The following is a 13015-nucleotide window of genomic DNA, read 5'->3' as shown; positions in this document are numbered from 1 at the left end:
TCAATGCTCCCGGCTGGCGAAGTCGATGCGTGGATCGACCAGGGTGTAGGTCAGGTCGCCGATCAGCTTCACCACCAGCCCCAGCAGGGTGAAGATGAACAGGGTGCCGAAGACCACCGGGTAGTCGCGGTTGATGGCCGCTTCGAAACTCATCAGGCCCAGGCCGTCGAGGCTGAAGATCACCTCGATCAGCAAGGAGCCGGTAAAGAAGATGCCGATGAACGCCGAGGGGAAGCCGGCGATCACCAAGAGCATGGCGTTGCGGAATACATGGCCGTACAGCACCCGTGGCCGGCTCAGGCCCTTGGCCTTGGCGGTGACCACGTACTGCTTGTTGATCTCGTCGAGGAAGCTGTTCTTGGTCAGCAGGGTCATGGTGGCGAAGTTGCCGATGACCAACGCAGTGATCGGCAGCACCAGGTGCCAGAAGTAGTCCAGCACCTTGCCGGTGGTGCTCAGCTCGTCGAAGTTGTTGGAGGTGAGGCCGCGCAGCGGGAACCAGTCGAAGTAGCTGCCGCCGGCGAACAGCACGATCAGCAGGATGGCGAACAGGAACGCCGGAATGGCATAGCCGACGATGATCGCCGAGCTGGTCCAGACGTCGAAGTGGCTGCCGTGGCGCACCGCCTTGGCGATGCCCAGCGGAATCGACACCAGGTACATGATCAGCGTGCTCCACAACCCCAGCGAGATCGACACCGGCATCTTCTCGATGATCAGGTCGATGACCTTGGCATCGCGGAAGAAGCTGTCGCCGAAGTCCAGTTGGGCGTAGTTCTTGATCATGATCCACAAGCGTTCGGGCGGCGACTTGTCGAAGCCGTACATGCGCTCGATTTCGGCGATCAGCGCCGGGTCCAGGCCCTGGGCGCCGCGGTAGTTGGAGCCGGCCACGGACACTTCGGCGCCGCCGCCGGCAATGCGGCTGGTGGCGCCTTCGAAGCCCTCGAGCTTGGCGATCATCTGCTCGACCGGGCCGCCGGGGGCAGCCTGGACGATGATGAAGTTGATGACCAGGATGCCGAACAGGGTGGGGATGATCAGCAGCAGGCGCCGCAGGATATAGGCCAGCATGTCAGTTGGCCTCGTCCGCAGGGGTTTCGCTGACCGCCGGGGTTACCCCGGGCTTGATCCACCAGGTGTCGATACCGATGTCGTACTTGGGCGACACCTTGGGGTGGCCGATGTGGTTCCAGTAGGCCACGCGCCAGGTCTTGATGTGCCAGTTGGGGATCACGTAATAACCCCACAGCAGCACGCGGTCGAGTGCACGGCAGTGGTCGACCAGGCTTTGCCGCGAGTCGGCGTTGATCAACTGGTCCACCAATTGGTCGATGGCCGGGTCGCGCAGGCCGATGAAGTTGCGGCTGCCGGGGTTGTCGGCGGCGGCGCTGGACCAGAACTCGCGCTGCTCGTTGCCCGGCGAGTTGGACTGCGGGTAGCCGCCGACAATCATGTCGTAGTCGCGTGAGCGCAGGCGGGTGATGTATTGCGACACGTCGACCCGGCGGATGTTCAGCTCGATCCCAAGGTCGGCGAGGTTGCGTTTGAATGGCAGCAGAATGCGCTCGAACTCAGTCTGCGCCAGCAGGAACTCGATGCTCACCGGCTTGCCCTGGGCATCGACCATCTTGTCCTCGACGATTTTCCAGCCGGCTTCCTGCAGCAGTTTGTAGGCCTGGCGCTGTTGCTCGCGGATCATGCCGCTGCCGTCGCTGACCGGGTTGTGGAAGGCTTCGGTGAATACCTGGTCAGGGATTTTGCCGCGCAGCGGTTCCAGAATCTTCAGCTCGCCAGGGCCGGGCGGGCCATGCGCGGCCATTTCCGAGTTGTCGAAGTAGCTGCCGGTGCGGGTGTAGGCGCCGTTGAACAGCTGCTTGTTGGTCCACTCGTAATCCAGCAGCAGGCTCAAAGCCTGACGTACGCGCACATCCTGAAACACCGGGCGGCGGATGTTGAAGATGAAGCCCTGCATGCCGGTGGGGTTGCCGTTGGGCAGCTCTTCCTTGATCAGCCGGCCATCGCGCACGGCGGGCACGTTGTAGGCGGTGGCCCAGTTTTTCGCGCTCACTTCCAGGCCATAGTCGAACGCCCCGGCCTTGAGTGCCTCCAGGGCGACGGTGGTGTCACGGTAGGAGTCGAACGTCATGACGTCAAAGTTGTAGAAACCACGGTTGATCGGCAGGTCCTTGGCCCAGTAGTCCTTGACCCGCTCGTAGCGCACCGAGCGCCCGGCCTTGACCTCGGCGACCTTGTACGGGCCGCTGCCCAGCGGGATTTCAAGGTTGCCGCGGTTGAAATCGCGGTTTTCGTACCAGTGCTTGGGCAGTACCGGCAACTGGCCAAGAATCAGCGGCAGCTCGCGGTTGTTCTGGTGCTTGAACTTGAACAATACCTTCAGCGGGTCTTCGGCGACCACTTCGGCGACGTCGGCGTAATACTGGCGGTACAGCGGCGCGCCGTCCTTGATCAAGGCGTTGAAGGTGAATACCACATCTTCAGCGCGCATCGGGTGGCCATCGTGGAAGCGTGCTTCCGGGCGCAGATAGAAACGCACCCAGCTGTTGTCCGGGGCTTTTTCGATCTTGCCGGCGACCAGGCCGTATTCGGTGAACGGCTCGTCCTGGCTCTGGCGCATCAGGGTGTCGTAGATGCTGCCGATGTTCTCGGCCGACACGCCTTTGTTGATGAACGGGTTGAGGCTGTCGAAGCCGCCGAAGCTGGACTGGCGGAAGGTGCCGCCCTTGGGCGCATCGGGGTTGACGTAGTCGAAGTGCTTGAAGTCGGCGGGGTACTTGGGCGCCTCGTCGTACAGGGTCAGTGCGTGTTGCGGTGCGGCCAGGGCGGGAAGGCTCAGGCAGGCAAGCAACAGGCTGCCTGCCAGCCGGCGCAGACGGTGCGTTGGCGTCATTGGGCTTTCTCCGAAGTCTTGATCCACCAGCTGTTCAGCCCGAGGGTGTAGGGCGGCGTGGTGACGAAGGCGAACCGGTTGCGGTAGGCCAGGCGATGGTTGTCGAGGTACCAGTTGGGGATCATGTAGTACTGCCATGAAAGTACGCGGTCCAGGGCGCGGGCGGCGGCAACCTGGTCGTCGCGGGTGCGTGCGGCCAGCAGCGTGTCGAGCAAGTGGTCGACCACCGGGTCCCTGACCCCAGCATAGTTCTTGCTGCCCTTGGTCGCGGCCTGGCTGGAATGGAAGTACAACCACTGTTCAAGGCCGGGGCTCAGGGTCTGGTTGAGGGTCATCAGAATCATGTCGAAATCGAACTGGTCCAGGCGTTGTTTGTACTGGGCACGGTCCACGGTGCGCAAGCGCGCATCGATGCCGATGCTGGACAGGTTTTCGACATAAGGTTGCAGGATGCGTTCAAGGTTGGGGTTTACCAGCAGCAGCTCCAGGCGCAACTGCTGGCCCTTGCTGTCGACCAGGCGCTGGCCGTTCAGTTTCCAGCCGGCCTCGGCGAGCAGGCCCAGGGCCTGGCGCAGGGTCTGGCGGCTGACCCCGCGGCCGTCGGTGTGGCTGACCTTGAACGGTTCGCTGAACAGCTTGGCTGGCAGTTGCTCGCGAAACGGCGCCAGCAGCAGCCATTCCTTGCCGGTGGGCACGCCGCTGGCGGCGAACTCGCTGTTGGGGTAGTAGCTGGTCGAGCGGCGGTAGGCGCTGCTGAACAGTGCGCGGTTGGTCCACTCGAAATCAAGCATCAACCCCAGCGCCTGGCGCACCCGTGGGTCGCTGAAGCTGGCCCGGCGGCTGTTCATGAACAGGCCTTGGGTTTGCGTGGGAATGCTGTGCGGGATCTGTGCCTTGATCACTTCGCCACGGCGCACGGCGGGGAAGTTGTAGCCGTTGGCCCAGTTCTTGGCCTGGTGCTCGATATAGATGTCGAACTCCCCAGCCTTGAAGGCTTCGAAAGCCACCGTGGCGTCGCGGTAGAACTCGTACTCCACTCGCTTGAAGTTGTACTTGCCACGGTTGACCGCCAGGTCTTTGCCCCAGTAGTTCTTCACCCGCTCGAACACCAGCCGGCGCCCGGGCTGCACCTCGCTGATGCGGTACGGCCCGCTGCCCAGTGGCGGCTCGAAGGTGGTGGCCTTGAAGTCGCGTTTTTGCCAGTAGTGCTTGGGCAGCACCGGCATTTCGCCCAGGCGCAGGATCAGCAACGGGTTGCCGGCGCGCTTGAACACGAAGCGGATGCGCAGCGGGCCGAGGATGTCTACCCGTTGCACTTCCTGCAGGTTGGTGCGGTAGATCGGGTGGCCGTCCTTGAGCAGCGTGCGATACGAGAAAGCCACGTCTGCCGAGGTGATTGGCTTGCCGTCATGCCAGCGGGCTTCCGGGCGCAGGTTGAACACTACCCAGCTGCGGTCCTCGCTGTATTCCACCGAGCGGGCGATCAGGCCGTAGCTGGAAGTGGGCTCGTCCCCGGACGGGTCGTACTGGCCGGTACCGACCATCAGCGGCTCGTTCAGCTCACTGATGCCGTATTGCTGGAAATTGGGCGTGGTAATCGGGCTCGACCCCTTGAAGGTATAGGGGTTGAGCGTGTCGAAGGTGCCAAAAGCCATGGCCCGCAACGTACCGCCCTTGGGCGCTTGCGGGTTGACCCAGTCGAAGTGGGTGAAGGTGGCTGGGTACTTGAGCGTGCCGAACTGCGCGTATCCGTGGCTTTCGCTCACCATCGCGACTGCGGGAAAGCTCAAGGCCAGGCTGATTGACAGCAGGAGGGGACGTATCAAGTCGGCATCCGATCCAGGGGCGTTGGGCTTTGATCGGGTACAGTAACAGCTTGGTGGGGTTGGAAAAAGAGTGTGGTTCAGAGGGATTGCAAGGGGCTGCTTTGCAGCCCATCGCCGGCAAGCCAGCTCCCACAGGGACCGCGCTGGGCTTGAGGTCAATGCGGTCGGTGTGGGAGCTGGCTTGCCGGCGATGGGGCGCGAAGCGGCCCCGGCATTAAATCAATGCCCGAGGTAGACGGTCAGGGTCTGGCCTGGCTTGAGGGCGTGGCCGCTGCGTGGGTTCCAGCGCTTGAGGTGCTTCATTTCCACGTTGAAGCGCTTGGCCACCAGGTACAGCGAATCACCTTTGCGAACCTTGTATTGGGTGGTGCGCTGCGCCGAGGCGGCTACCCGGTTGCCGGCGGCGCTTGGCGCATTGCCACCGCGCAGGGCCAGTACCTGGCCGGCGCGCAGGCTGTTGCCGGACAGGCGGTTCCAGCGCTTGATGTCCTTGACCGACACGCGGTTGGCCTTGGCGATGGCGCCCAGGTTGTCGCCACGCTTTACCCGGTAGCTGCGCGCGGCCACCGGTGCCTTCGCTTCGGCCACGGCGCGGGCGAATGCGGCTTTCGGCGGTTGCAGGCTGACCAGTTGCTCCGGGTTGAGGTTGGACAGGCTGGCACTGAGCAGCTGTGCCTTGGCGGTCGGCACCAGCAGCTGTTTCGGGCCATCGACGGTCATGCGCTTCTTGAACGCCGGGTTGAGCTGGATCAGCTCGTCTTCGTCGATGTTGGCGAAGGCGGCAACCCGGGTCAGGTCCAGGCGTTCGTTGATCGCCACCGCTTCGAAGTACGGTTCGTTGGCGATCGGGGTGAGATTGACGCCATAGGCTTCAGGCGTGGACACCACCTGCGACAGCGCCAGCAGCTTGGGCACGTAGTCACGGGTTTCCTGCGGCAGTGGCAGGTTCCAGTAGTCGGTCGGCAGGCCGAGCTTTTCGTTGCGTTCAATGGCCCGGCTGACGGTGCCTTCGCCGGCATTGTAGGCCGCCAGGGCCAGCAGCCAGTCGCCGTTGAACATGTCGTGCAGGCGGGTCAGGTAGTCCAGCGCTGCGTTGGTCGACGCGGTGACATCGCGGCGGCCGTCGTAGAAGTTGGTCTGGCGCAGATTGAAGTGGCGACCGGTAGCCGGCATGAACTGCCACATGCCGGCAGCGCTGGCACGCGAGTAGGCCATCGGGTTGTAGGCGCTTTCGATGGCCGGCAGCAGGGCCAGCTCCAGCGGCATGTCGCGTTCTTCGAGGCGCTCGACAATGTAGTGCAGGTACAGGCTGCCACGCTCGCCGGCGCTTTCGATGAACGTCGGGTTGCTGGCGAACCACAGGCGCTGTTGCTCGATGCGCGGGTTGACGTCGATGTAGTCCTGAAGCACGAAACCCTGGCGCATGCGCTCCCAGACATCCTGGGGCGGCGCCTGCTCGGCCGGTTTGGCCAGCAGCGGCGAGGGCTTGTGCTTGATCCGCGCCTGGTAGCTGTGAGCGCGAACGCTATCGGATTCGTCGAGCTGACGGGTGCTCTGGCAGCCCACCAACGTGGCGGCCAGAGCCAGCGCACTGATTTGGGCCAGGCGCGTCAGGGCGACGGAATGAGAGGTTCTGCGGCTACGAGAAGACATCGGCTGAGACGGGTATCCGGGCGAAAAAGTTCGGCGATTCTAGAAACCGCTCCGGGCCCGGTCAACCTTTGACCGTCGCTTGCGATATATCTTGCGGTTATCAGAAGGTGTCCTTCCAAGACCTCAAGGCAGCAAAAACAGCGACATGCGTGGGGTTTGAATGTCCCTTCCATTCGTCTGCTTTTTGTTTAACTAATGTTTCAGAGGTACGCAAGAAGGGGTTGGTCAGGCGTTCCAGGCCAATCGTTGATGGCAAACTGATGCGATTGTCGGCGCGCAAACGGGTAACGTCCTCGAACCGTTGCAGAACGTGCGGATTGGTCGGCTCCACCACCTTGGCAAATCGCAAGTTGCTGAGGGTGTATTCATGGGCGCAGTACACCTCGGTCTGCGCTGGCAGGGCGGCCAGGCGGGCAAGGGCAGGCTGCATCTGCTCGGCGGTGCCTTCGAACATGCGCCCGCAGCCGGCGGCAAACAGGGTGTCGCCACTGAACAGCAGAGGTGTTGCCGGCTGGTCGCTGAAGAACGCGATATGCCCCAGCGTGTGGCCGGGCACCGCCAGCACCTGGAAGGTCACGCCCAGCACGTCCAGCTGGTCGCCTTCGCCCAGCGCGAGGTCACGGCAAGGTATACGCTCATTGGCCGGGCCGCACACCCGTGCGCCGGTCAGCTGCTTTAGCCGTTCCACACCGCCGACGTGGTCGTTATGGTGGTGGGTGATGAGGATATCGCTCAATACCCACTCGGGGTTGGCTGCCAGCCAGCGCTCCACTGGGCCGGCATCACCGGGGTCGACCACCGCACAACGGCGTTTGGCAGTATCCTGTAACAACCAGATGTAGTTGTCGGAGAAAGCGGGGAGAGCATCGATCTGTATCATGGTGCGGATCCGATTCGCCTAGCGTGGCACATGAGGGCATCTTAGCCGCGATGGCGCGGTGGGAGAACCTTCGAGGGAGAGCGCAATGACCGACCAAGCCTTTGCCCAGGCCGACCCGGACTGGGTCGAGCTGATCAGCCTGGCCCGTGAGTGGTTCAACGGCCCACTCGGCCGACTGATGCTCAAGGAAGAGGAAAAGCTGCTGGAAGAAGAGCTGGGGCGCTTCTTTGGCGGTTACCTCGTGCACTACGGCCCCTGCGCAGAGCCGCCGCCCAGCGCCCCTCAGGTGCAGCGCAACGTGCGCCTTGGCGCACCGTTGCCTGGGGTGGAGATTGTTTGCGAAGAGCAGGCCTGGCCACTGAGCGAGCATGCCGCCGACGTGGTGGTGCTGCAGCATGGCCTGGACTTTTGCCTGTCGCCGCATGGTCTGCTGCGCGAGGCGGCCAGTGCGGTGCGCCCGGGCGGGCACCTGCTCATCGTCGGGATCAACCCGTGGAGCAGCTGGGGCATGCGCCACTTCTTCAGCCATGGTGCGCTGCGCAAGGCGCGCTGCATCTCGCCTTCGCGGGTGGGCGACTGGCTCAACCTGCTGGGCTTCGCGCTGGAGAAACGCCGCTTCGGGTGCTATCGTCCGCCGCTTGCCTCACCGGCCTGGCAGCAACGGCTGGAAGGCTGGGAGCGGCTGGCCGGCGGCTGGCAGGGCTCCGGTGGCGGGGTGTACCTGCTGGTAGCGCGCAAGATGGTGGTGGGCCTGCGGCCGTTGCGCCAGGCGCGCCGCGAGCCGATGGGCAAGTTGCTGCCGTTGCCGCTGGCCAAGGTCAACCGCACGGCGGCCAACCCCGAAACTGACAAGCACTGAATTCAAGAGTGGTACATGAGCGATAGCGTCGAGATGTTTACTGATGGTGCCTGCAAGGGCAACCCTGGCCCGGGTGGCTGGGGCGTGCTGATGATCTACAAGGGCGTCGAGAAGGAACTGTGGGGCGGCGAGCGTGAGACCACCAACAACCGCATGGAGCTGATGGCCGCGATCCAGGGCCTGATGTCGCTGAAGCGCGAATGCGACGTGGTGCTGACCACCGACTCGCAGTACGTGATGAAGGGCATCAACGAATGGATGGTCAACTGGAAGAAGCGCGGCTGGAAAACCGCAGCCAAGGAGCCGGTGAAGAACGCCGACCTGTGGCAGCAGCTGGATGAACAGGTCAACCGCCACAAGGTGACCTGGAAGTGGGTGCGCGGCCATATTGGCCACGCCGGCAACGAGCGCGCAGACCAGTTGGCCAACCGTGGGGTCGATGAGGTGCGCGCCCAGCGGTGAAGGCAGCTGCAAGCGACAAGCTTCAAGCTGCAAGAGGCCGTGGTAAGGGCCTGGCTTGCTTTTTCTTGGAGCTTGAAGCTTGAGGCTTGGCGCTTGAGTTATACTCGCGGCCTTTGTAACTGATGCAAGTTGGAGCGCCCCGCGTGGAGCAGCAGCAAGATAAACGGTTCGTCATTCTCGATACCGAAACCACGGGCATGCCGGTTGGCGAAGGCCACCGCATCATCGAGATCGGCTGTGTCGAAGTGATCGGCCGGCGCCTGACCGGGCGGCACTTCCACGTCTACCTGCAGCCGGACCGCGAAAGTGACGAGGGCGCGATCAACGTCCACGGCATCACCGATGCGTTCCTGGTCGGCAAGCCACGCTTTGGCGATGTTGCCGAGGAGTTCTTCGACTTCATCCAGGGCGCCACGCTGGTCATCCACAACGCAGCGTTCGACGTTGGTTTCATCAACAACGAATTCGCCTTGCTCGGCCAGCAGCATCGCGCGGACGCTTCGCAGTACTGCACCATCCTCGATACCCTGCTGCTGGCGCGCTCGCGTCACCCGGGGCAGCGCAACAGCCTCGATGCGCTGTGCAAACGCTACGACATCGACAACTCGGGCCGTGAACTGCACGGCGCATTGCTCGACTCGGAGTTGCTGGCTGACGTCTACCTGGCGATGACCGGTGGCCAGACCAGCCTGTCGCTGGCTGGGCATGGCGCAGACGCCGAGGGTGACGGGCAGGGTATGGGTGGTAGCGAGATCCGCCGGATTACCGGGCGGGCGCCGGGGCGGGTGATCATGGCCAGTGCCGAAGAGCTGGAGGCGCATGCCGAGCGGTTGGCGGCGGTGGCCAAGTCGGCGGGCGGGCCGTCGATGTGGCAGGTTTTGACCGAGACACCGGCTGGGTGATTAGTAGTTTGTGCTGGCCCTATCGCCGGCAAGCCAGCTCCCACAGGTGAAGCACTAGCCTTCCGGGCGGCGCGGTCCTGTGGGAGCTGGCTTGCCGGCGATAGGTCCAGTACAGGCAATACAAGGCTCAACTACCCTGAAATGGATGCCATGTCCTTCGGAGGTAGCCAGCGGATGTACAAGGACCTCAAGTTCCCCATCCTCATCGTCCACCGCGCCATCAAGGCCGACAGTGTCGCCGGCGAGCGGGTGCGGGGTATCGCCGACGAGCTGACCCAGGACGGATTCACCGTCATCAAGGCCGCCGACCACGCCGAAGCCCGCCTGGTCGCCGCCACCCACCATGGCCTGGCTTGTATGCTGATCGCCGCCGAAGGTGTTGGCGAGAACACCCACCTGCTGCAGAACATGGCCGAGCTGATCCGCCTGGCTCGCCTGCGTGCACCGAACCTGCCGATCTTCGCCCTGGGCGAGCAGGTCACCCTGGAAAACGCCCCTGCCGAGGCCATGAGCGAGCTCAACCAGCTGCGCGGCATTCTCTACCTGTTCGAAGACACCGTGCCATTTCTCGCCCGCCAGGTGGCGCGCGCTGCACATACGTACCTCGACGGCCTGCTGCCGCCGTTCTTCAAGGCGCTGGTGCAGCACACGGCGCAGTCCAACTATTCCTGGCACACCCCTGGGCACGGTGGCGGCGTGGCCTACCACAAAAGCCCTGTTGGCCAGGCCTTTCACCAGTTTTTCGGGGAGAACACCCTGCGTTCGGACTTGTCCGTTTCCGTGCCGGAACTGGGCTCGCTGCTCGACCATACCGGCCCGCTGGCCGAAGCCGAAGCCCGGGCGGCGCGCAACTTTGGCGCCGACCACACCTTCTTCGTCATCAATGGCACCTCCACCGCCAACAAGATCGTATGGCACGCCATGGTCGGCCGTGACGACCTGGTGCTGGTGGACCGCAACTGCCACAAGTCGGTGGTGCATGCGATCATCATGACCGGCGCCATCCCCCTGTACCTGTGCCCCGAGCGTAACGAACTGGGCATCATCGGGCCTATCCCGCCCAGCGAGTTCAGCGCCGAGGCGATTGCGGCGAAAATCCAGGCCAACCCGCTTGCCCGCGATCGCGGGCAGCGCATCAAGCTGGCGGTGGTCACCAACTGCACCTACGACGGCCTGTGCTACCACGCCGGGATGATCAAGCAGGCTTTGGGCGCCAGCGTTGAAGTGCTGCATTTTGATGAGGCGTGGTTCGCCTATGCGGCGTTCCATGAGTTCTTCACCGGGCGTTATGCCATGGGCACCGCCTGCGCCGCTGACAGCCCGTTGGTGTTCAGCACGCATTCCACCCACAAACTGCTGGCGGCGTTCAGCCAGGCCTCGATGATCCATGTGCAGGAGGGGGCCAGGCGCGAGCTGGACCGTGACCGGTTCAACGAAGCCTTCATGATGCACATTTCGACTTCGCCGCAGTACAGCATCCTGGCCTCGCTGGATGTGGCCTCGACCATGATGGAGGGGCCGGCCGGGCGCTCGCTGCTGCAGGAGATGTTCGACGAGGCACTGAGCTTTCGGCGTGCGTTGGCCAACCTGCGCGAACACATCGCTGCCGATGACTGGTGGTTCAGCATCTGGCAGCCGCCCACTGCCGAAGGCATCTACCGCCTGGCGGCACAGGACTGGCTGCTGCAGCCGGGGGCGGATTGGCATGGTTTCGGTGAGGTGGCCGATGACTACGTGCTGCTTGACCCGCTGAAAGTGACCTTGGTAATGCCGGGCTTGAGCGCGGGCGGTGTGCTGGGCGAGCACGGCATCCCGGCGGCGGTCGTCAGCAAGTTTCTCTGGGAGCGTGGGCTGGTAGTGGAAAAAACCGGCCTGTACAGTTTCCTGGTGCTGTTCTCCATGGGCATCACCAAGGGCAAGTGGAGCACCTTGCTCACCGAGCTGCTGGAGTTCAAGCGCCACTATGATGGCAACTCCCTGCTGAACAGTTGCCTGCCCAGTGTGCTGGCCGCCGATGCCTCACGCTACCAGGGCATGGGCCTGCGCGACCTGTGCGACCAGTTGCATGACTGCTACCGCGCCAACGCCACCGCCAAGCAGCTGAAGCGGCTGTTCACGCGTTTGCCGGAAGTGGCCGTGAGCCCGGCCCGGGCCTATGACCAGATGGTGCGCGGCGAGGTGGAGGCGGTGCCGATCGAGGCGCTGCTGGGGCGTGTGGCGGCAGTGATGCTGGTGCCGTACCCGCCCGGCATTCCGTTGATCATGCCGGGGGAGCGGTTTACCGAGGCAACCCGCTCGATCCTTGACTACCTGGCTTTCGCCCGGGCGTTCAACCAGGGCTTCCCGGGTTTTGTCGCCGACGTGCATGGCCTGCAGAGCGAAAGCGGCAGCTATACGGTGGATTGCATCAAGGAATGCGGGTGATTTCGACGCCGCTGCGGGCCAGCTCGAAGCGGTTGTCACCCAGGTGATTGACCTTGTCGCCGATGGCCAGGCGGTAGGTGGTGATAGGGGCGCCCAGCGTGCTGCCGTCGAGTTGCAGGGTCGACTCCTGGAACTCGTGCACGGGGTAGATGCGGCCTTCGGCGTCACGGGCGTGGAATTGGCCGACCATTACTGCTGCCATTTGGGTGGAAACCTCTGAATTACGTAGAAATTGTCTGAACCCATAGACCGTGGAACAGGCCCGGAAGTTTTCGCAGCACGGAAAAAAAACCAAGGTGCCGAGGAATGGTCATCTATAACTACAACGTCCCTTTACCCAGCAAAGGTTGGAAATTGCCATGAGCCAGGTGTATTCGGTAGCGGTTGTCGTCGGTAGCTTGCGCAAGGACTCCTACAACCGCAAGGTCGCCCGCGCCCTTTCGGAGCTGGCACCGTCCAGCCTTGCCCTGAAGATCGTCGAGATTGGCGACCTGCCGTTGTATAACGAGGATGTGGAAGCCGATGGGGCGCCGGAGGCCTGGAAGCGTTTTCGCGAGGAGATTCGTCGCAGCGATGCGGTGCTGTTCGTTACCCCCGAATACAACCGCTCGGTGCCGGGTTGCTTGAAGAATGCCATTGATGTCGGCTCGCGGCCGTACGGGCAAAGCGCCTGGAGTGGCAAGCCGACGGCGGTGGTGAGTGTGTCACCCGGGGCCATTGGTGGCTTTGGCGCCAACCATGCCGTGCGCCAGTCGCTGGTGTTCCTGGACATGCCGTGCATGCAGATGCCTGAGGCTTACATTGGCGGCGCGGCGAACCTGTTCGAGGGCTCGGGCAAGCTCAACGACAAGACCCGGCCGTTCTTGCAGGCGTTTGTCGACAAGTTTGCGTCGTGGGTAAAACTGAACCGGGCGGTCTGACCTGCCTTGGGCAAACATCGCTGAGCGCACGATCCCTGTAGGAGCGGCCTTGTGTCGCGAAAGGGCCGCAACGCGGCCCCAGCAATTTTTGCATTGACGCTGAAACCCTGGGGCTGCTTTGCAGCCCTTTCGCGACACAAGGCCGCTCCTACAAAAAGCGCTCATGGCGGCCAACCGC

General features: G+C 63.3%; 11 protein-coding genes. 5 read left to right on the top strand and 6 right to left on the bottom strand.

Annotated elements, in window-relative coordinates; all coding sequences use genetic code 11:
• The 5 genes from ACI2KG_RS07805 to gloB all read right to left on the bottom strand — a co-directional run bounded on the left by ACI2KG_RS07805 (window position 1) and on the right by gloB (window position 7270).
• Window positions 1-1074: a microcin C ABC transporter permease YejB gene (locus ACI2KG_RS07805; RefSeq protein WP_404661462.1), complete on the bottom strand. Its 1074-nt coding sequence runs from the start codon at window positions 1072-1074 to the stop codon at window positions 1-3.
• 1 nt (window position 1075) lies between these two features.
• Window positions 1076-2911: an extracellular solute-binding protein gene (locus ACI2KG_RS07800; protein WP_404661461.1), complete on the bottom strand. Its 1836-nt coding sequence runs from the start codon at window positions 2909-2911 to the stop codon at window positions 1076-1078.
• Complete coding sequence (locus tag ACI2KG_RS07795) at window positions 2908-4737, bottom strand: extracellular solute-binding protein (protein WP_404661459.1); 1830 nt, start codon at window positions 4735-4737, stop codon at window positions 2908-2910. The genes ACI2KG_RS07800 and ACI2KG_RS07795 overlap by 4 nt, the downstream gene beginning before the upstream one ends.
• 219 nt (window positions 4738-4956) lie before the next feature.
• Window positions 4957-6390: a transglycosylase SLT domain-containing protein gene (locus ACI2KG_RS07790; RefSeq protein ID WP_400619876.1), complete on the bottom strand. Its 1434-nt coding sequence runs from the start codon at window positions 6388-6390 to the stop codon at window positions 4957-4959.
• 100 nt (window positions 6391-6490) lie between these two features.
• Window positions 6491-7270 carry a hydroxyacylglutathione hydrolase gene (gloB, locus tag ACI2KG_RS07785; RefSeq protein WP_404661458.1) on the bottom strand — a complete coding sequence of 260 codons (780 nt, stop codon included), beginning with the start codon at window positions 7268-7270 and terminating at the stop codon, window positions 6491-6493.
• Window positions 7271-7355: 85 nt separating this feature from the next.
• On the opposite strand from gloB, the gene ACI2KG_RS07780 reads away from it, so the two are divergent.
• The 4 genes from ACI2KG_RS07780 (at window position 7356) to ACI2KG_RS07765 (ending at window position 11917) form a co-directional block, all read left to right on the top strand.
• Window positions 7356-8129, top strand: a complete 774-nt coding sequence (locus ACI2KG_RS07780; protein WP_400619882.1) for a class I SAM-dependent methyltransferase — start codon at window positions 7356-7358, stop codon at window positions 8127-8129.
• Between the two features lie 15 nt (window positions 8130-8144).
• Window positions 8145-8591, top strand: a complete 447-nt coding sequence (gene rnhA / locus ACI2KG_RS07775; protein ID WP_400619885.1) for a ribonuclease HI — start codon at window positions 8145-8147, stop codon at window positions 8589-8591.
• A gap of 143 nt (window positions 8592-8734) precedes the next feature.
• Entirely contained in the window at window positions 8735-9493 is a 759-nt protein-coding gene (gene dnaQ / locus ACI2KG_RS07770) for a DNA polymerase III subunit epsilon (protein WP_404661457.1), read from the top strand.
• Between the two features lie 174 nt (window positions 9494-9667).
• Window positions 9668-11917, top strand: coding sequence for an Orn/Lys/Arg decarboxylase N-terminal domain-containing protein (locus tag ACI2KG_RS07765; RefSeq protein WP_404661530.1), 2250 nt, complete (start codon window positions 9668-9670; stop codon window positions 11915-11917).
• Here ACI2KG_RS07765 and ACI2KG_RS07760 read toward each other — a convergent pair.
• Complete coding sequence (locus tag ACI2KG_RS07760; RefSeq protein WP_003251457.1) at window positions 11901-12119, bottom strand: hypothetical protein; 219 nt, start codon at window positions 12117-12119, stop codon at window positions 11901-11903. The genes ACI2KG_RS07765 and ACI2KG_RS07760 overlap by 17 nt on opposite strands.
• A gap of 157 nt (window positions 12120-12276) precedes the next feature.
• On the opposite strand from ACI2KG_RS07760, the gene chrR reads away from it, so the two are divergent.
• Window positions 12277-12837, top strand: a complete 561-nt coding sequence (gene chrR, locus ACI2KG_RS07755; RefSeq protein ID WP_400619892.1) for a class I chromate reductase ChrR — start codon at window positions 12277-12279, stop codon at window positions 12835-12837.
• Window positions 12838-13015 lie beyond the last annotated feature (178 nt).

The organism is Pseudomonas sp. NPDC089407, assembly GCF_044900445.1.
Taxonomy (GTDB): domain Bacteria; phylum Pseudomonadota; class Gammaproteobacteria; order Pseudomonadales; family Pseudomonadaceae; genus Aquipseudomonas.
The sequence above is the reverse complement of the archived record's forward strand: the minus strand, read 5'-3'. Positions and strand labels throughout refer to the sequence as shown.